The organism is Martinezella rhizogenes (genome assembly GCF_007002745.1).
GTDB lineage: Bacteria > Pseudomonadota > Alphaproteobacteria > Rhizobiales > Rhizobiaceae > Agrobacterium > Agrobacterium cucumeris.
On record NZ_SGNY01000001.1, the window covers coordinates 576,543 to 594,814 of the forward strand.

The 18,272-nt window shown below is 59.0% G+C and carries 17 protein-coding genes and 1 tRNA gene; 15 read left to right on the top strand and 3 right to left on the bottom strand.

Going from position 1 to position 18,272, the window contains the following annotated elements:
* Nucleotides 1-23: 23 nt before the first annotated feature.
* The 3 genes from plsX to EXN68_RS02925 all read left to right on the top strand — a co-directional run bounded on the left by plsX (nt 24) and on the right by EXN68_RS02925 (nt 2,642).
* Nucleotides 24-1,085 carry a phosphate acyltransferase PlsX gene (gene plsX, locus EXN68_RS02915; protein ID WP_003496661.1) on the top strand — a complete coding sequence of 354 codons (1,062 nt, stop codon included), beginning with the start codon at nt 24-26 and terminating at the stop codon, nt 1,083-1,085.
* Between the two features lie 4 nt (nt 1,086-1,089).
* A complete protein-coding gene (locus tag EXN68_RS02920) occupies nt 1,090-2,061 on the top strand; it encodes a beta-ketoacyl-ACP synthase III (protein ID WP_046798878.1) in 972 nt (323 codons plus the stop codon).
* A 242-nt stretch (nt 2,062-2,303) separates the two neighbouring features.
* The gene (locus EXN68_RS02925) at nt 2,304-2,642 is read left to right on the top strand and encodes an integration host factor subunit alpha (protein ID WP_003502236.1); all 339 of its coding nucleotides are present in this window, start codon (nt 2,304-2,306) and stop codon (nt 2,640-2,642) included.
* On the opposite strand, the gene EXN68_RS02930 is transcribed toward EXN68_RS02925, so the two are convergent.
* Nucleotides 2,624-2,878: a hypothetical protein gene (locus EXN68_RS02930; RefSeq protein WP_142839555.1), complete on the bottom strand. Its 255-nt coding sequence runs from the start codon at nt 2,876-2,878 to the stop codon at nt 2,624-2,626. The genes EXN68_RS02925 and EXN68_RS02930 overlap by 19 nt on opposite strands.
* Nucleotides 2,879-2,908: 30 nt before the next feature.
* Here EXN68_RS02930 and EXN68_RS02935 point away from each other — a divergent pair, with 30 nt between their 5' ends.
* The 11 genes from EXN68_RS02935 (at nt 2,909) to EXN68_RS02985 (ending at nt 14,700) form a co-directional block, all read left to right on the top strand.
* The gene (locus EXN68_RS02935) at nt 2,909-3,442 is read left to right on the top strand and encodes a MerR family transcriptional regulator (protein ID WP_142839556.1); all 534 of its coding nucleotides are present in this window, start codon (nt 2,909-2,911) and stop codon (nt 3,440-3,442) included.
* A gap of 187 nt (nt 3,443-3,629) precedes the next feature.
* A complete protein-coding gene (locus EXN68_RS02940; RefSeq protein WP_142839557.1) occupies nt 3,630-4,358 on the top strand; it encodes a nuclease in 729 nt (242 codons plus the stop codon).
* Between the two features lie 138 nt (nt 4,359-4,496).
* Nucleotides 4,497-4,582, top strand: a tRNA-Leu gene (locus EXN68_RS02945).
* A gap of 162 nt (nt 4,583-4,744) precedes the next feature.
* Nucleotides 4,745-7,249 carry a heavy metal translocating P-type ATPase gene (locus EXN68_RS02950; protein ID WP_161991173.1) on the top strand — a complete coding sequence of 835 codons (2,505 nt, stop codon included), beginning with the start codon at nt 4,745-4,747 and terminating at the stop codon, nt 7,247-7,249.
* A gap of 13 nt (nt 7,250-7,262) precedes the next feature.
* Nucleotides 7,263-8,285, top strand: a complete 1,023-nt coding sequence (locus tag EXN68_RS02955) for a 2Fe-2S iron-sulfur cluster-binding protein (RefSeq protein WP_142839949.1) — start codon at nt 7,263-7,265, stop codon at nt 8,283-8,285.
* Nucleotides 8,286-8,296: 11 nt separating this feature from the next.
* Nucleotides 8,297-8,785, top strand: coding sequence for a Cu(I)-responsive transcriptional regulator (cueR, locus tag EXN68_RS02960; protein ID WP_142839558.1), 489 nt, complete (start codon nt 8,297-8,299; stop codon nt 8,783-8,785).
* 69 nt (nt 8,786-8,854) lie between these two features.
* A complete protein-coding gene (locus EXN68_RS02965) occupies nt 8,855-9,799 on the top strand; it encodes an ABC transporter permease (protein WP_142839559.1) in 945 nt (314 codons plus the stop codon).
* The gene (locus EXN68_RS02970; RefSeq protein WP_142839560.1) at nt 9,789-10,742 is read left to right on the top strand and encodes an ABC transporter permease; all 954 of its coding nucleotides are present in this window, start codon (nt 9,789-9,791) and stop codon (nt 10,740-10,742) included. The genes EXN68_RS02965 and EXN68_RS02970 overlap by 11 nt, the downstream gene beginning before the upstream one ends.
* 139 nt (nt 10,743-10,881) lie before the next feature.
* On the top strand, nt 10,882-11,946 hold the full coding sequence (locus EXN68_RS02975) for an ABC transporter ATP-binding protein (RefSeq protein WP_142839561.1): 1,065 nt from the start codon (nt 10,882-10,884) through the stop codon (nt 11,944-11,946).
* An 11-nt stretch (nt 11,947-11,957) separates the two neighbouring features.
* Nucleotides 11,958-12,968: an ABC transporter ATP-binding protein gene (locus tag EXN68_RS02980; RefSeq protein WP_161991174.1), complete on the top strand. Its 1,011-nt coding sequence runs from the start codon at nt 11,958-11,960 to the stop codon at nt 12,966-12,968.
* Nucleotides 12,969-13,206: 238 nt separating this feature from the next.
* The gene (locus tag EXN68_RS02985; RefSeq protein WP_142839563.1) at nt 13,207-14,700 is read left to right on the top strand and encodes an ABC transporter substrate-binding protein; all 1,494 of its coding nucleotides are present in this window, start codon (nt 13,207-13,209) and stop codon (nt 14,698-14,700) included.
* A gap of 381 nt (nt 14,701-15,081) precedes the next feature.
* Here the strand turns inward: EXN68_RS02985 and EXN68_RS02990 are convergent, their stop codons facing one another.
* Both EXN68_RS02990 and EXN68_RS02995 read right to left on the bottom strand, forming a co-directional pair.
* Nucleotides 15,082-15,339, bottom strand: coding sequence for a heavy-metal-associated domain-containing protein (locus EXN68_RS02990; RefSeq protein ID WP_142839564.1), 258 nt, complete (start codon nt 15,337-15,339; stop codon nt 15,082-15,084).
* Between the two features lie 95 nt (nt 15,340-15,434).
* Nucleotides 15,435-16,892 (bottom strand): TrkH family potassium uptake protein, encoded by a 1,458-nt coding sequence (locus tag EXN68_RS02995; RefSeq protein ID WP_161991175.1) that lies wholly within the window; start codon nt 16,890-16,892, stop codon nt 15,435-15,437.
* Nucleotides 16,893-16,972: 80 nt separating this feature from the next.
* Here EXN68_RS02995 and ilvA point away from each other — a divergent pair, with 80 nt between their 5' ends.
* Entirely contained in the window at nt 16,973-18,247 is a 1,275-nt protein-coding gene (ilvA, locus tag EXN68_RS03000) for a threonine ammonia-lyase (protein ID WP_142839565.1), read from the top strand.
* Nucleotides 18,248-18,272: the final 25 nt, after the last annotated feature.

Consider the following 18,272-nt stretch of genomic DNA (forward strand, 5'->3'; position numbering starts at 1 on the left):
GCGGCAAAAAGGATAAGGGACGAGTGATCAGAATTGCAATTGACGTCATGGGTGGCGATTTCGGCCCAGATGTTGCCATACCCGGTGCCGCCAAGGCGCTTGAACGGCACAACGATGTAACTTTTCTGCTCTACGGGCAGAAGAGCAAATGCGACCCCATTCTGGCACAATATCCCGCACTTCGGGAAAAGTCGGTCTTTCACGATTGTGAAGTCTCGGTCAGCATGGACGAAAAGCCGAGCCAGGCGCTTCGTCGTGGCCGCTACGTCTCCAGCATGTGGCGCGCCATCGAGGCCGTGAAGCTCGGCGAGGCGGATGTCGTCGTCTCCGCCGGCAATACTGGCGCGCTGATGGCCATGGCCAAATTCTGTTTGCGCACCATGGCGCGGGTGGAACGTCCGGCGATCGCCGGCATCTGGCCGACTTTGAAGGGTGAGAGCATCGTTCTCGATGTCGGCGCAACGATCGGTGCCGATTCCCAGCAATTGCTGGATTTCGCCCTTATGGGCGGCGCCATGGCGCGTGCGCTGTTCGATATCGACCGCCCGACCGTCGGCTTGCTGAATGTCGGCGTTGAGGAGGTCAAGGGTCAGGAAGAGGTGCGTGAGGCCGGACGGCTGATCCGCGAGGCTGACCTCGGTACCATCGACTATCGCGGTTTCGTTGAAGGCGACGATATCGGCAAGGGCACGGTGGATGTGGTGGTGACCGAAGGTTTCACCGGCAATATCGCGCTCAAGGCCGCCGAAGGCACGGCACGCCAGATCACCACGCTGCTGCGTGAGGCGATTTCCCGCAGCTTCTTTGCGAAGATCGGTTATGTCCTGGCGAAAAGCGCCTTTGACGTGCTCAGGGAAAAGATGGACCCGCGCAAGGTCAATGGTGGCGTGTTTCTCGGCCTGAACGGCATTGTCATCAAGAGCCATGGCGGCACTGATGCCATCGGTTTTGCCTCCGCCGTGGATGTCGGCTACGACATGGTTCACAACGGCCTGACGGCCAAGATTGAAAATGATCTGAAAATTTACCACGCAAGACGGCTTCCGCCCCCGGCGCCCGAAGCTCTCGTGGCTGACGAGGAATAAGGGAATGATCCGCTCTATAGTCCGTGGTTTCGGGGCAGCGCTTCCGAAGCGTGTCATGACCAACAGCGAAATCGAAGGTGTCGTCGAGACCACCGACGAATGGATCGTGCAGCGCACCGGCATCCGGCAGCGCTATATCGCCGGTGAAGGCGAAACGACCGCTTCGCTCGGTGAAGCTGCGGCCCGTGCCGCGCTCGACAATGCCGGCCTGACCCCTGATGATATCGACCTGATCATTCTGGCGACCTCCACTCCGGACAACACCTTTCCGGCAACGGCAGTGAACATCCAGAATCGTCTCGGCATGACCCATGGTTTCGCCTTCGACATGCAGGCCGTCTGTTCCGGTTTCGTCTATGCCGTCTCGACCGCCGATCTTTATATTCGCGGTGGCATGGCCAAGCGCGTTCTGGTCATCGGCTCTGAAACATTCTCGCGCATCCTCGACTGGAAAGACCGCACCACCTGCGTTCTGTTCGGCGATGGCGCCGGCGCTCTTGTTCTGGAAGCTGGCGAAGGCGAGGGGACCTCTGACGATCGCGGCATCCTGACCGCGCAGCTGCGGTCCGACGGTTCGCACAAGGAAAAGCTTTATGTCGATGGCGGGCCTTCGACGACTGGCACCGTCGGCCATCTGCGCATGGAAGGCCGCGAAGTATTCAAGCATGCCGTCGGCATGATCACCGACGTCATCGAGCAGGCTTTCGAAGCAACCGGCACGACGGCGGATGATCTCGACTGGCTCGTGCCGCATCAGGCCAACAAGCGCATCATCGACGGATCGGCGAAGAAGCTCAATATCGATCCGGAAAAGGTGGTCATTACCGTCGACAAGCACGGCAATACCTCGGCAGCATCCATTCCGCTGGCGCTGGCCGTTGCGGCCAGCGACGGTCGCATCAAGAAGGGCGATCTGGTCATGCTGGAGGCCATGGGCGGCGGTTTCACCTGGGGTGCGGTGCTGCTGCGCTGGTAACGGTAAATTCATTGCGCGGGCAGGCGTTGACGCGAAATCGGTTGTGTTTTTCGCAGTCGAGGCCTGATCCGTTGCGCCTGAGCACCCTGTCGTTGCGGCAAATCTGCACCAAGCGCCCTAAGCCCTTGCACTGATTGCCGAAAGCCTCAAATGAATCTGGAACAATCCCTTGACCGGTCGCCACAAGGGAAATAATCTCGGCGGCTCCTAGAGAAAAATTCAGACACGGTTTGTGGGGAAAAATGGCCGGGAAGACAGTGACACGCGCAGATCTTGCAGAATCTGTGTTTCGTAAAGTCGGGCTGTCCCGCACCGAATCCGCAGAACTGGTCGAGACGATCATCGACGAGATTTGCAACGCAATCACCCGTGGTGAGGTCGTCAAGCTTTCGTCCTTCGCGACCTTCCAGATCCGGGAAAAGAACGAGCGTATCGGCCGCAACCCGAAAACGGGTGAGGAAGTTCCGATTTCGCCGCGCCGGGTGATGACCTTCAAGGCGTCGAATGTGCTGAAGCAGCGTATTCTCAAGGCGCACACGGCCCGCAAGGCCAAGCAAAAGGGTCAAAAGGCCGGGGCGTAAGCCGGCTGCGGCACGGCATTTTTGCCATATGGCAAGCCCTTTTCCCCATTCTTCTTGTGAACATGCTTGAATTTCAACGTGCAAGCCGTTGAAATCCAGTCGACTCGCATCATAATCAATTTTAGTAATTGGTATCTTGCCGTAACGGGCATCGGCGTGAAGATCGGATACGGTTTTCGCGACGGTTGAATGTTCGGCTGGTGATAGGCGTTCTGTTCAGCACCGGCTGGATGCATGGCGCTCCAGGTCCGGATGGGAGTGGAAATTTGGACAAAAGCCCCGACGCGTTTCGGACCATCAGTGAAGTGGCGGATGAGCTGAACCTGCCGCAGCACGTGCTGCGTTTCTGGGAAACACGCTTTCCGCAGATCAAGCCGATGAAACGGGGCGGGGGCCGCCGTTATTACCGCCCTGACGATATCGATCTCCTCAAAGGCATTCGTCACCTTCTTTATGACCACGGTTATACCATCAAGGGTGTGCAGAAGCTGCTGAAAGCCAATGGCAACCGTTTCGTGGCGGCCATTGCCTCGGGTGATCTCGCGACCATGGAAGCCATCATGGCGGCGAGTGGCGAGAAGGAAGTCGCCGAACCGCGCGTCATCGATACCGATGGGGACGAGGTGGTCGGCCGCCCGAAGGCCAAGCCAAGTGGTCGTTTCTTCGGCTTCGGTGGCGGCGGCAACGATGCGGAAATATCGGTCGGCAAGTCGGGCATCGGCAAGGATGATCAGGCGCTGCTTCAGGAAGCCCTGTTCGATCTGCTCGAATGCAAGCGACTTCTCGATCAGGTTCGCTGATCGTTTATCCACAGGTCTGTTCGAGCACTTTCAGGAAAAGTGAACCGCGGTTCTCCGTCTGGAAACGCGTCAAAACAAAGAGTTAGAGCGTTTTCTCGATTCGAGGAAAACGCGAATGCTCTAAAATGCCAACCTTTCGGAAACTCCTTTGGCCGATAATGCGGCTCCGTAAAGAAGGAGTCCGATCGTGAGCAATCGAAAATCGACAGGGCGACGCCGCACGGCGAAGAAATCGGCTGGTGGCAGCGTCTGGCCCTGGGTGCTGATGCTGGGCGTCGTCGCCGGTGGCATTCAGGCTTACGAATATCGCGACAGTCTTCTGCCGCAACGCCATGTTGCGAAGGCGACACCCGCGACAACGAGTTCTCCAAAACTTGCAACCGCAGCAAAACGCGAGGCGGCCGCACCGGAAAAAGTAGCGAGCATTCGGCCTGCATCGCCGGTTTCGCCCGGCAACGGGCCGGTGCCACCACGCTCCATCGCCATGCCATCCACGTCATCGCAGAGCCAGGTCGCAGCCATCCTGCCGGAAACCCGTCCCACGGTCGAAAAAATCTCGATCGGTGAAAAGAGCGGTGCCTTTGCCTTTTGTGGCCGCTCCGGGCTTAACAATTGCGTGGCCGACGGCAACACCTTCTGGATGAAGGGCGTGAAAATGCAGCTTGCCGGCATCGAGGTTCCGCAGATCGACCGGGCGCGCTGCATGGAAGAACGCCAGCGCGGTTTCGTCGCCAAGGTCAGGCTCCGCGACATGCTGAATGCCGGTACCTTCGATGTTGCCTCTTCCGCAGGTGCCAGCGGGCAAGCCATGGAACGCAAACGGCTTTCGCGTTCGGGTGTCTCTTTTGCCGATCAGCTCGTACGCGAAGGACTGGCACATCCGGCATCTGCAAAAAATCAGTCCTGGTGTGGCTGAGGCCCCGTTGACCGCAACCGTTCTGCCTGTGTAGATGAGGCGCTGTCGGCATTCGGGATCGGAACTATTTAATCCTGCACCGAATAATGACGAAGCAAGTTGCAGCGCCGGAGCCGGATTGGCAAGCGGCGCGGCAATGCGGACGTGGCGAAATCGGTAGACGCAGCAGACTTAAAATCTGCCGACCATTGGTCTTGCGGGTTCAAGTCCCGCCGTCCGCACCAACTTCCCTTTGATTTATCCCCTATTCAAGTCCTGAGCCGGCGTAAAAACGCCCGTTCACGTGCGCGTCATCTCTTCTTGAAAATCATCAAAAAGAACCTATTGACCTTGCCACGATGGGAAGCCCTATCTTTTTCGATATAAAGAAAAGAGGGGTCATACGCATGTCACAAACAGAGATCCGGGCAAGCCATCAGATTGCGATCGATGGCATGACATGCGCCTCCTGCGTCGGTCGTGTCGAGAAGGCGATTGCCAGGGTGCCGGGGGTTCTCAAGGCCTCGGTCAATCTCGCTACCGAGCGCGCCGATATTGCCTTTTCCGGCCCGCCCGATGTGATGGCTGTCATCGCAGCCGTGCGGAATGCGGGTTATGGCGTCGATGAGAAAACCATCGAACTCGATATTGAGGGCATGACCTGTGCCTCCTGCGTCGGGCGCGTGGAGAAGGCGCTGAAGGCTGTCGCCGGTGTCTCCGGAGCAAGCGTCAATCTGGCGACGGAACGCGCCACTGTCCGCGTTGCCGGCAATACCGTCTCTGCCGCAAGGCTGGCCGAAGCAATCAGCCAGGCTGGCTACAAGGCAAGCGAAATCGCCACGGACAAAGCCAAGGGTGATGAGCCGGACCGGCGCGAAGCCGAATTGCGCGGTCTGAAAATCAGCCTCGCCGTCGCCGTTGCCCTGACACTGCCGGTCTTCGTGCTGGAGATGGGTTCGCATCTGGTTCCCGCCATCCATGATTTCGTGATGGAAACGGTCGGCATGCGGGAAAGCTGGTATCTGCAATTTGCGCTGACGACGCTTGTTCTTTTCGGACCCGGTCTGCGCTTCTTCAAAAAGGGCATACCCGCACTTCTGCGGCTCGCACCCGACATGAATTCGCTTGTCGTGCTGGGCACTGCCGCCGCCTGGGGATTTTCGGTGGTCGCGACTTTCCTGCCGGAAATCCTGCCGCGTGGCACGGCCAATGTCTATTATGAGGCGGCGGCCGTTATCGTCACGCTCATTCTGCTCGGCCGTTTTCTCGAGGCGCGCGCCAAGGGTCGCACCAGCGAGGCGATAAAGCGGCTGGTTGGCCTGCAGGCCAAGTCGGCCCGCGTGCTGCGCAATGGCGAAACCGTCGATGTGCCGTTGCAGGATGTGCAGACCGGTGACGTGATCGTCGTTCGTCCGGGCGAAAAGGTACCCGTCGATGGCCTGGTACTCGATGGCTCCTCTTATGTCGATGAATCAATGATAACGGGTGAACCGATCCCGGTGACGAAAACTGCAGGTTCCGAAGTCGTCGGCGGCACTGTCAACCGTAATGGCTCCTTCACCTTCCGCGCCACCAAGGTGGGCGCCGATACGCTGATCGCCCAGATCATCCGCATGGTCGAGGAAGCGCAGGCCGACAAGCTGCCCATTCAGGCGCTGGTGGACAAGGTGACCAACTGGTTCGTGCCGGCGGTGATGCTGGCCGCACTCGCCACCTTCATCGTCTGGTTCGTGTTCGGGCCGGACCCGGCTTTGACCTTCGCGCTTGTCAACGCTGTTGCAGTCCTCATCATCGCCTGTCCCTGCGCCATGGGCCTTGCCACGCCAACCTCTATCATGGTCGGCACCGGCCGCGCTGCCGAGATGGGTGTGCTGTTCAGGCGCGGCGATGCGCTCCAGACGCTGCGTGATGCCGATGTCATCGCCGTCGACAAGACCGGTACGCTGACGCTCGGCAAGCCGAAACTGGTGCATTTCACCACGACTGAGGGGTTCGACGCGGATGAAGTGCTGCGCCTCGTTGCTTCACTCGAAAACCGTTCCGAACATCCGATCGCCGAGGCAATCGTTGAGGCTGCGAAACATGCCGGCCTGACGCTTGCCAATGCGGAGAGCTTTGAGGCCACCCCCGGTTTCGGCGTGGCGGCGATAGTCGATGGCTGCAAGGTCGAAGCGGGTGCGGATCGCTTCATGACGAAGCTCGGTTACGATGTTTCCATGTTCGCCGGTGATGCCGAACGGCTGGGCAGGGAAGGGCAGTCGCCGCTTTATGCCGCCGTCAATGGCAGGTTGGCCGTGATCATTGCTGTTGCCGATCCGGTAAAGCCGACGACGCCGGAAGCAATCGCGGCGCTGCATGCGCTGGGTCTCAAGGTCACGATGATTACCGGCGACAACCGCCGCACTGCCGAAGCCATCGCTCGCCGTCTTGGCATTGATGAAGTGGTGGCGGAAGTGCTGCCGGACGGCAAGGTCGAGGCGGTGAAGAGACTGGCCGCTGGCGGGCGACGCGTCGCCTTTGTTGGCGATGGCATCAACGATGCGCCGGCGCTTGCCGCGGCCGATGTCGGCCTTGCCATCGGCACGGGCACGGATGTCGCGATTGAAAGCGCCGATGTGGTGCTGATGTCGGGCGATCTTCGCGGCGTTGCCAATGCCATCGCGCTCTCCAAGGCGACCATCCGCAATATCGGCCAGAATCTGTTCTGGGCCTTTGCCTACAACGCTGCACTCGTTCCCGTTGCGGCCGGAATATTGTATCCTGTCAACGGCGTTCTGCTGTCGCCTGTCCTTGCCGCCGGAGCCATGGCGCTTTCCAGCGTGTTTGTCCTGACAAATGCGCTGCGCCTGAAAAGCTTCCGTGCGCCGCTGGTGGACAAAGCGGCTGGCATGCAGCTCGCAGCGGCCGAATAGGAGGGCGGATATGATGACGCCTGGCAACACAATCTATCTGCCGCAGATCGGACGCAGCATAATGGCGGCGCAAGGCGAGACCGTGCTTCAGGCCGCGCTGGCTGCAGGCATCACCTATCCGCACGGCTGTCGCATGGGCCGCTGTGGCGCCTGCAAATCGCACCTCGTCTCCGGCGAGATCGATCTTCTCAAGCACACGCCCTTTTCATTGACCGAAGAGGAAAAGGCGGAAGGCCTGACGCTCGCCTGCCGCGCCGTGCCGCTAAGCGACGTGACGATCGGCTGGCTCAACGGTGAGGACGAATTTGCCGATATTCCGACCGGCCGCTTCGAGGGCGTGGTGGCGGAAGCCGTGGATGCGACACATGATATCAAGCTCATCCGCATCAGGCTCGACGATCGCGCGCAGTTTACCTTTAAACCCGGTCAATATGTGCGCCTGCTTTACCCGGACTGTTCGCCGCGCGACTATTCCATCGCCAGCCGGATCGACGAGGAGTTGATCGAATTCCACATCCGGCACGTGCCGGGCGGCCTGACAAGCGGCCATATATTCGCGCAGGCCAAGGTGGGCGATCCTGTCACTTTGGTGGGCCCTTTCGGCTCGTCATTCCTGCGGGAAAAACATTGCGGGCCAATCCTTGGCATTGCCGGCGGCTCAGGTCTGGCACCGGTCAAGGCGGTTGTCGAGGCTGCTCTTGCAACGGGGCAAATGACGGGCCGGGATCGCCCTGTCCATGTCTATTTCGGCGCCCGCGCCCTGCGCGATCTTTATATGGTCGAGTATTTCGAAGCGCTTACCGCGCGCCACGGCAATCTGAGTTTCGTTCCGGTTCTCTCCAATGAGCCACATGCGCAGATGCGGTGCGGTTATGTCGGCAACGCGGTAGCGGATGATTTTGACGACCTTGACGGCTGGAAAGCCTATCTCGCGGGCCCGCCGGCGATGATCGAGGCAACCGTGCCGCAACTGGTGGCGCGGGGCATGCGCACCGCCGACATTCATGCAGACGTGTTTTTCACCCCGGACAGATAGGAGCAGGATCCATGAATATCGGCACAGCCGCCACCGCCTCAGGTGTTTCTGCGAAGATGATCCGTCACTACGAGATGATCGGCCTGATCAAATCGGCAAACCGCACGGATTCCGGATATCGGGTCTATACGGCCAATGATCTGGAGACGCTGCGTTTCATCAGGCGTGGACGCGACCTTGGTTTCTCGATCGAAAAGATCAGGCAGCTGATGACGCTGTGGCGCGATCCGGGTGGCGCGTCCTGCGATGTCAAACGCATCGTCATGGAGCATGTCGTGGATCTGGAAGCGAAGATGCATTCGCTCCGCGACATGGCCGACACGCTTCGAAATCTCGCAACCTATTGCCCCGACAATGGCGAGCCGGATTGCCCTATCATTCAGGATCTGGCGCAATCCGAAGACCCCGATTTTGTTCCGGTGGCGGTTGTGCCCAAACGCTCCGGAATGCTGAAGGGCACCTCCGGCGTGGCGACGGAATTGTCGCGTCTCATGAAATAAACAGCCGTTCCCATCGGGAATTGATCGTCGATTGCAGCAAATGCCAATTGTGGTGAAGGAAACCGGGCCATGTGGATACAGATATTGCAACGCTTCCTTATTCTGTGCCTGATGCTGACGATCGTTTCCGTCATCGCATTTCTTTTGCCCTATATGGCGGGTGGCGATCCGGCCCGCACCATCCTGTTTTCCCGCATGCGCGATACCGCGCTCGATCCGCATGCGGTCGAGGCGCTGAGAGTAAGCCTCGGGCTCGACCGGCCGCTCTACGTGCAATATTTCGCATGGCTCTCAAACGCGCTGCGCGGCGATCTGGGCTTTTCCTTCACCAGCAGCCAGCCCGTGGCCGGTGAGCTTCTGCGCTCCCTCGGCGTGTCGGTAACGCTGGCGCTGACGGCGCTGGCAATCGCGGTCGCCGTGGCGCTGCCGCTCGGCACGCTGGCGGCGATGCGCCCGGGCGGGCGGCTCGACAATTTCGCGACACTGATGATCCAGACCTTCGTTGCGACGCCGGAATATTGGTTCGCGCCCATGTCGGCGCTGGTCTTTGCGCTCTATCTCGGCTGGTTGCCGTCGGCGGGATGGGACAGCTGGCGTTCCCTAGTGCTTCCCGCCTTGACCCTGACGTTGCGCCCGCTCGCTTATTTCACGCAGGTGACACGCGCAGCAATGGCCGAGGTTCTGCGCGCACCCTATATCACCGCCGCCCGCAGCCGGGGTCTCGGCATGCATAGCACGGTCCTGCGGCACGGTGTCCGCAACGGCTCGCTGCCCGTCGTCACCTTCTTTGCATTGTGGCTCGCGGGCCTGCTCGGCGGATCGGTGGTCGTGGAAGTCATCTTCGCCATTCCAGGTATGGGTCGGCTTCTCTATGACGCCGTGGTCAATCGCGACATCCCGATGCTGCAGGGTGGTTTCATCTGCATCGTCGCCCTGTCGATCCTGATCAATACCCTGGCCGACGGCTTTTATGTCCTGATCAATCCAGCAATGCGAGGTCACAATGACCATTAGCCAGTTCCCGAGCGCGCCGGTAGCCGCCTTGCCCCTGAGCAATACGCCCCTGAGCAATACGCCCATGACCAACACGCCAATGACCGCCACCCCCAAGCGCCCGTCGGCCTTCAGCCGGTTCACGGACTTCATCAGCCGGCGGCACTGGACCTTCTATGCGGGTTCGGCGATCTTTCTCGTCATCATCCTGCTGCTGGTCATCGCGCCATGGATATCGCCCTATAATCCCGCACAGCAGAACCTTCGCCTGCGGCTGAATGCGCCAGGCGCCACCTACTGGCTGGGAACGGACCATCTCGGTCGCGACGTGCTCAGCCGGTTGCTGATCGGCGGCCGTTTCACGGTCACGATTGCCGCCATCACCGTCATTCTCTCGGTCGCCATCGGCACCTTTGTCGGCATCATCAGCGGCCGCAGCCGCGGTATCCTCGACGAAGTCCTGATGCGCGTGGTCGACCTGCTCATCGCCATTCCGGACGTGGTGATTGCCATCTTCCTCGTCGCCATCTTCGGGCCGGGATATGGAACCCTGATCGCGTCGCTGACGATTGTCGGCTGGACACCCTTTGCGCGTCTGGCGCGCGGGCTGACGCTGTCGATCAATTCCCGCGAATATATCCGCGCGGCGGAAGTGCTTGGCTGCACGCGGCGCTTCATCATCTTCCGGCATATCATTCCGAACACGATCTGGCCGATTGCGGCCGTGGCGTTCCTGCGTTTTGGCCACAAGCTGATCACGGTGGGCGGCCTGTCGTTTCTGGGTCTCGGCGTGCAGCCGCCGGCCGCCGACTGGGCGCTGATGCTCGCCGATGCACAGGCCTATGCGGAGCGCATGCCCATTCTCGTCATCGCACCCGGTCTGGCGATTTTCCTATCGGCGCTGAGCGTAACCTGGATCGGGCACGGGCTGAACCTGGAGACCAAAAAACAGAATGGTCATTGACGCCTGTCGGCAGGTAATGGCCGGCTTGATCATCGTCAAACATAGCCGAGGCAAAGGAACTGGAAGGAGAGTAATATCGTCTGAAGCCGCATGAAAATACGCAAATGCCTCCGATTCAATAAAAATAAGGGGAACTCTTATGAATATCGAAGGACAAACGCATGCCATTACGGCCCTGTCTCCCGAATGCGCACCGCTTCTGGAAATAGAGGACCTGCACGTTTCGGTGCCGGCGCAAAATGGCCGAAAATTTGTCATTTCTGGCCTCACGCTTTCCGTCAATGCCGGTGAAGTGGTCGCGCTCGTCGGCGAATCCGGTTCCGGCAAGAGCATGACGGCCCTGTCGCTGATGCGGCTTTTGCCGCAGGGCGCGGAAATCAATTCCGGCCGCATTTCCTTTGCCGGGCGCGATATCCTCGCGCTTTCATCGTCCGAACTCGATGCGCTGCGTGGCGCCGATATCGGCATGCTGTTCCAGCAGCCACAGGCGATGCTTGATCCGACCAGCCGGGTGAAGACGCAGGTTGCCGAGCCGCTGTGGGTCCATCGCAAGATGAGCCGGAGTGCTGCGCTCAACCGGGTGGTCGGTCTCCTGTCGGATGTCGGCATTCCAGACCCATCGGCGCGGGCGCAATGTTTCGCCCATGAGCTTTCCGGCGGCATGGCGCAACGTGTCATGATTGCCGCGGCACTCTCGGGCAATCCGCAACTGCTGATCGCCGATGAGCCGACGACGGCTCTTGATGTCACCGTCCAGGCACAGATATTGCGCCTGCTTGATGACGAACGCCGCAAGCGTCGGCTCGCCACCCTGTTGATCACCCATGATCTGTCGGTGGTTGCCGCTTTCGCAGACAGGATTGCGGTGATGTATGCCGGCCGCATCGTCGAGGAGGGGCCTACACAGGCGATCCTCAAGGCGCCGCAACATCCCTATACAAAAGCGCTGATCAGCTGCTCGCTTCTGACCACCGACAGCGAGGGACAGTTGCTGACGATCCCCGGATCAAGCTCGCAGGCCCATGACATGTCCTGCGGCTGCCGGTTTCATCCGCGTTGCGCGCTTGCCAAGTCGGAAGGCATGGGCAGCCGGTGCATGGCGTCGGAACCGGATCTGAATGCATTGCCGGAAGGGCGCAAGGCGCGGTGCTGGGCAGTCGGTGAGGATCATGCCGGCGACCATACCAGCCACGCGGTCTGCTGAAGGAGGGTATGATGCAATTGACAGCTGTAAAACAGACCCCGCCATCGGTCGATAGCGACACTCGCCCCTATGTGGTCGCGAAGAACCTCTGCAAATATTATCCGATATCCGGCCTTGGTCACCGGGTGGTGAAATCGGTCGACGATGTGTCCCTGACCATCGGCGAAGGGGAAGTGCTCGGCCTTGTCGGCGAATCCGGATGCGGTAAAAGCACTGTCGCCGGGCTGATCACCCGGATGACCCACGCGACCAAAGGCGAGGTCAGCATCGGCGAACACGACATATTGCACATGCAGGGCGAGACGCTGCGGCGCATGCGCCGGGTCGTGCAATTGGTGTTTCAGGACCCATATTCCGCGCTCGATCCGCGCATGCGCGTTGGGCAAAGCATGGAAGCGCCGCTCGCCCAGCACGGCATCGGCACCCGTGAAGAACGCACGGCGCGCGTGTTCAGGATGCTGGAAGAAGTCGGTCTCGATGCATCGTTTTTCGATCGTTATCCGAGCCAGTGTTCCGGCGGGCAGTTGCAGCGCGTCGTCATCGGGCGTGCACTTCTGCTCAATCCAAGCTTCCTTGTCTGCGACGAACCGACCTCGGCGCTCGATGCTTCCATGCGCACGCAGATACTCAACCTGCTGATGGACATGAAACGCCGCCATGGTTTGACGGTTCTGATGATTTCCCACGACCTGCGCGTGGTGCGTTATCTCTGCGATCGCATCGCGGTGATGTATCTCGGTCGGATCGTTGAAATCGCCGACCGGGAAGAGCTCTTTCGTGCGCCAAAACATCCCTACACCAAAGCGCTCATCGCCTCATCGATGCTTGATGAGACCGGCCTTTATGCGCCGGAAATGCTGCTGGACGGCGATTTGCCAAGCCCGCTCAATCCTCCAGGCGGCTGTAAATTTCACACCCGCTGCAAATATGCGACGCCGATTTGCGGTGAAAAAGAGCCGGTTCTGGAGAGCGTTGCGGGCGCGCATTTCGCCCGTTGCCACCATTGGCGTGAATGGGGTTGAAGCATGAAGCAGTTGCGGTTTTGTGCTTTGGTAAAAACAGATGAATCGTGTGTCTGAGGTTTAATATCGGAATTAAATTCCGAGTATAGGGCAGTAAAATAAATGATATTCAGATGGATATTCGTCGAGTATCCACTGGATATTCTTTTGTCTTTTGACTTGAGAAAATTTAAGCGGGAATTTTATGAAAATAAGTGAATTGTGAGCGTTATCATCAAAAATAAAAGGGGAATATTCTATGATGAAGCACGCACTTTTGGCGACTTGCGCCATCGTGACTGCGTTTGGAGCCGACGCGGCTAAGGCCGGCACGATTACCTATGACGATAATTTCGGGGTGAAGACCGGCTGGCAGATGGCGTCCGACGATGCCTATCTCGGCTCCCGTGCAGGTTGTTTCGAAAGCCTGATACGTGTCGGCTACGACATGAAGCTGGAACCGAGTCTGGCTGAATCCTGGGCACAGACCGGCCCCAAGGTATGGGAATTCAAGCTGCGCAAGGGCGTCAAGTTCCAGAACGGCGAAACGCTCGATGCCAAGGCCGCAGTTAATGCGCTTACCAATCTTTTGCAGGCCCCGGTTCCGGCCCGTGCCTTTTCACCCAAGCTGATTGCTGCCGTCGAAGCGGCCGGCGATGATACCGTGAAGATAACGACGATCGAGCCATCGGTGTTGCTTCCGGCGCAGATGGCGAGCCCCGCAACCTCCATTCTCGCGCCATCGGCTTATAAGGACGGCAAGGTCGATCCAGTGGGAACCTGTACCGGACCTTTCAAGATCACGGAGGTCGATCCGAGCCAGCATATGATGCTGACCGCCAATCATGATTATTGGGGCGGCATGCCGAAACTTGCGGGTGGCCGCGTGAATTTCGTGCCCGATGCCGACACCCGCGCCACCCAGGCAAGAACCGGGGAAGCACAGATTTCGCGCCTTGTCCCGCCATGGACCGTCAAGACCATCGAATCGACCGACGGCGTCAAGGTCGCGCCCATCCCGTCGCCCCGCATCACGGAGCTGTTGCTGAACAATTCCAGGCCGCCTTTCGACAATCTCAAGGTACGGCAGGCAATTCAGGCCGCCATCGATACCGGTGGCATCGCCGACAGCATCTATGAAGGTGCGGTGAAAGGCGCCGCCTTGCCCTTTGCCGCGGGTGAGCCATGGGCTGGAAAAGAGGGCAAGCCTGCCTACGACGTGGAAAAAGCCAAGGATCTGCTGAAGGAAGCGGGCATTGCACCCGGCAGCCTGAAGGTGACGCTGCTTGCCTATACGGCAAAGACGGAACTGAAGGATGTCGCGGCGATCATTCAGGCACAGTTGCAGGAACTCGGCATCAAGGTTGATGTTCGCGTTGCCGATTACAGCGCTATCGAACCCGACCTTCTGGCCGGCAAGTTCGATATGGCGCTGCTGTCGCGCGGTTATGCCACGGATGTTGCCGAACCCGCCGGTTTCCTGAATGCCGATTATACCTGCGGCGGCAGCTATAACATCTCGCATTATTGCAATGAGGCGACCGACAAGCTGATCAAATCCGCCTACGCGACGGCAGAACCCGCCAAGCGTTATGAGATTTACAGCGAAGCGGCGCAGAAGATTTACGACGAAGCCGTCTCCGTTTTCCTTATCCATGAGACGGTCTTCGACGCCTATTCCGCCAAGCTCGAAAATTACAAGCCGCATCCGCTCAACTATTTCGTCATGACCAAGGATCTGGCGACGAAGTAAGTTGGCGGGATTTGGCCGAAAAATAGAAGCCCGGCTCGAAAGAGCCGGGCCTTTGTTATGATACGAATGCGGTACTTTTTCCGCCATCATGCCGATGATGCAGCGTCGCTCAATCGTCATTCATGCAGGACTTATTTGCAGCCTCAAAGCATGTGCGACAGCAGTTCTTAGCGTCAGATGCGATATGGCCGATGCGCGGCGAAAAGGCGATTTCCAGAAGTTGAAAAACCTCCACCGTCATCCCTGGATCAAAAAGGGAGAGGGCATCCGCCGTCTGGGGGAGGCAAGCGTGACGAACGTTTTGATGACTTACGTCAGCGTGAAGCGGGCAGGGCGATCCGGCGGCGGCTGCGATAAAGCGCCGCCGGGTGTCTCTTCGGTTCAGGCGCGTGCTTCCGGCGTATAGCCCGCAGCGGTGATGATTTCGGCAATACGCGCGACATCGGAGACGCCACCGACCACAACGGTGCGGCTTGAAGGATCGGCATGCACGGCAGCACCGGGAACGGTCTTTTCGATCGCGCCCTTGATCACACCGGCGCAGTGACCACAGGTCATGTCTTCAACGTGAAAGGAAAGATCTGCGCCGACAGGGGCAGCAGTGGTGGTTTCGTGGTGGTGCTGATGGCCATTGCACATAGGCTGTTCTCCATGGTTTGGAATTCTAACAGGGAGAGCCTGGACTATTCCAACGTGGGAAGGTCAAGCGCTTTATTTGCGCTGATGCAGCGATCTCAGCTCTTCCAGAAAATCGGCATCAGCAGCACCAGAACGGTGAGGATTTCCAGACGTCCGAGCAGCATCATCACTGAGAGCAGATAAAGCGCCGGGTCGCTGATCGTGGAGAAATTGCCGACAGGCCCAATGATCGGGCCGATGCCGGGGCCGACATTGGCAAGCGCTGTTGCAACACCCGAAGTGGCGGTGAGGAAATCATAACCCATCAGGCTCATGGCAAGGCTGCCGGCGATCCACAGGGCGATGAAACAGCTGATGAACAGGAAGATGGTGCGGATTGTTTCCGGATCGACCACCTGCTGGCCGTATCGCACCGAATAGACGGCGTTCGGGTAGATCAGCTTCTTCAGCCCGGCCCGCGCCACATTGAAGATGATGAGAAAACGATAGGCCTTGATGCCGCCCGCCGTCGAGCCGGAACAGCCGCCCATGAAGGTGGCGAAAAAGGCGACGACGACAACGAAGGGACCCCAGAGCGTATAATCGTCGCTGGCAAAGCCGCCGGTCGACAGGATCGAGGTCATGTTAAAGAAGGAATGGCTGAGCGCTTCATTCAGCGGCACGCCGTTTCTAAGGTGGTGATAAACGCCGACCGCAATAGAAATCGCACAGAGATAACCGAGGAAGACGGCGATCTGTGGATCGCGCAGCGTCTCCAGCCGGCGACGCACGGCAAGCAGGATCATGACAGAAAAGGGCAGGCTGCCGAAGATCAGGAAGATGGTGGCGATCCACAGCAATGCGGTATTGTCGAAATAGGCGAAGGAGGCGTCATGGGTGGAAAAACCACCGGTCGCGACGGTCGACATGGCATGGTTCAGCGCATCGAAATGCGACATGCCGGCAAAGTCGAAGGCAACCGTGCAGGCAATCGTCATGACGATATAGATCGCCACGAAAGCCTTGGTGAAGCTTGCCAGCCGCGCGAAGGGCCGATCATTGCCGGTATCGGAGGATTCCATGCGGAAAAAGGTCATGCCGCCGACGCGCAGCAGCGGCAGGATGAACAGGCCGAGCGCGACGATACCGATGCCGCCGAGCCAGCAGAGAAGAGACCGCCAGAGAAGAATGCCCTGCGGCGCATTGTCGAGGCCGGAAATCGCGGTCGATCCGGTGGTGGTGATGGCTGAGACGGATTCGAATATCGCCTGACCGAGCGTCAGGTCGAGCTTGGAAAGATAGAGCGGCACGGCCCCCACAAGCGAAAACACCAGCCAGAGAAGGTTGACGAGCAGGAAGCCGAAACGTTTGTTGAAAGAGGCGATCGGTCCGCGGGTCGCCAGCGCACAGGCAAGCGCAAAGCCGCCGCACATGAAACCGGAAAGCGCAAACACCATCCAGTCGTCATTGCCGTAATAAAGATCGGTAAGCGCCGGCAGGAACATGGCCGTTGCAAGGTAGAGCCCGAAGATGGACGCCACATAGATGACGGAGCGCAGAAGGTTGCTGTTCAAGAGATGAAACCCAGAGTTCGTGGCCGCGCTGAAATGAGTCTTTGTCTCCGACGCCTTCCTATGGCATAGCGGGTGCCATTATGAATTTCAATGGATTGACTATCGTGGACAAGCAGCTTGTGGAAGCAGCGCGGCGGGAAGTGCGGGAAATATTCCCGGAAACGCCGTTGCAGTTGAATGAACATCTCAGCCGTCGGTATGGCGCGTCGATTTGGCTGAAGCGTGAAGATCTGTCCCCGGTCCGTTCCTACAAGATTAGAGGCGCATTCAACTTTCTCCGCAAGGCGGTGGCCAAGGCCGGCAAGGACAAGGTTTTCGTCTGTGCGTCCGCCGGCAACCACGCCCAGGGCTTTGCTTTCGCCTGCCGCCATTTCGGCGTTCACGGCGTGGTTTTCATGCCAGTGACGACACCGCAGCAGAAGATCGAAAAAACCCGCATCTTCGGCGGAGAATTCATCAAGATCCGGCTGGTGGGCGATATATTCGACCAGTGTTATGCAGCCGCGCGTCAGCATGTGCAGGACAATGACGGTTACATGGTACCGCCGTTTGACCATGAGGATATCATCGAGGGTCAGGCGACGGTCGCCGCCGAGATCATGGATCAGCTTCCGGAAGGCACGAAGCCGGATATCGTCGTCATGCCGGTTGGCGGCGGCGGGCTTTCGGCCGGCCTCACGGGTTTCCTCGCCGGCACCGTCAGTAAGGAGAACTTCGTGTTCTGCGAGCCGGAAGGCGCGCCGAGCCTGAAAAAGAGCCTTGAACGCGGCGAACCGGTGACGCTGAACAAGGTCGATAATTTTGTCGATGGCGCGGCCGTCGCCCGCATCGGCGATCTGAATTTCAAGGCGTTGAAGGATTTTCCGGCTGAGCAGGTCATGCTTATCCCGGAAAATGCCATCTGCGTGACGATCATTGAAATGCTGAACCTTGAGGGCGTGGTGCTGGAGCCCGCCGGCGCACTGGCGATCTCCGCACTCGAAAAGCTTGGCCGCGAGAGGCTGGAAGGCAAGACGGTCATCGCCGTCGTTTCCGGCGGCAATTTCGATTTCGAGCGCCTGCCGGATGTCAAGGAACGCGCCATGCGTTACACCGGCGTCAAGAAATATTTCATCCTGCGCCTGCCGCAGCGCCCCGGCGCCCTGCGCGATTTCCTCAATCTGCTCGGCCCGGATGACGATATCGCCCGCTTCGAATATCTGAAGAAATCGGCCCGCAATTTCGGCTCGATCCTGATCGGTATCGAAACCAATGCGCAGGAGAACTTCGCAGGTCTTCTGGAACGTTTCGAGGCCGCAGGCCTTGGCTATGAGGATATTACCGAAAACGAAATCCTGTCGAACCTGATCATCTGATCGGGGACGAACGACAGGGAAGGGC

What these genes read in the sequence shown, in the direction of transcription:
- EXN68_RS02950 (WP_161991173.1), top strand. Translation starts at nt 4,745, where the DNA reads ATGTCACAAACAGAGATCCGGGCAAGCCATCAGATTGCGATCGATGGC.
- EXN68_RS02970 (WP_142839560.1), top strand. Translation starts at nt 9,789, where the DNA reads ATGACCATTAGCCAGTTCCCGAGCGCGCCGGTAGCCGCCTTGCCCCTG.
- EXN68_RS02990 (WP_142839564.1), bottom strand. Translation starts at nt 15,339, where the DNA reads ATGTGCAATGGCCATCAGCACCACCACGAAACCACCACTGCTGCCCCT.
- cueR (WP_142839558.1), top strand. Translation starts at nt 8,297, where the DNA reads ATGAATATCGGCACAGCCGCCACCGCCTCAGGTGTTTCTGCGAAGATG.
- EXN68_RS02920 (WP_046798878.1), top strand. Translation starts at nt 1,090, where the DNA reads ATGATCCGCTCTATAGTCCGTGGTTTCGGGGCAGCGCTTCCGAAGCGT.
- EXN68_RS02985 (WP_142839563.1), top strand. Translation starts at nt 13,207, where the DNA reads ATGATGAAGCACGCACTTTTGGCGACTTGCGCCATCGTGACTGCGTTT.
- EXN68_RS02930 (WP_142839555.1), bottom strand. Translation starts at nt 2,878, where the DNA reads ATGCATCCAGCCGGTGCTGAACAGAACGCCTATCACCAGCCGAACATT.
- EXN68_RS02965 (WP_142839559.1), top strand. Translation starts at nt 8,855, where the DNA reads ATGTGGATACAGATATTGCAACGCTTCCTTATTCTGTGCCTGATGCTG.
- EXN68_RS02980 (WP_161991174.1), top strand. Translation starts at nt 11,958, where the DNA reads ATGCAATTGACAGCTGTAAAACAGACCCCGCCATCGGTCGATAGCGAC.
- EXN68_RS02925 (WP_003502236.1), top strand. Translation starts at nt 2,304, where the DNA reads ATGGCCGGGAAGACAGTGACACGCGCAGATCTTGCAGAATCTGTGTTT.
- EXN68_RS02975 (WP_142839561.1), top strand. Translation starts at nt 10,882, where the DNA reads ATGAATATCGAAGGACAAACGCATGCCATTACGGCCCTGTCTCCCGAA.
- EXN68_RS02955 (WP_142839949.1), top strand. Translation starts at nt 7,263, where the DNA reads ATGACGCCTGGCAACACAATCTATCTGCCGCAGATCGGACGCAGCATA.
- ilvA (WP_142839565.1), top strand. Translation starts at nt 16,973, where the DNA reads ATGAATTTCAATGGATTGACTATCGTGGACAAGCAGCTTGTGGAAGCA.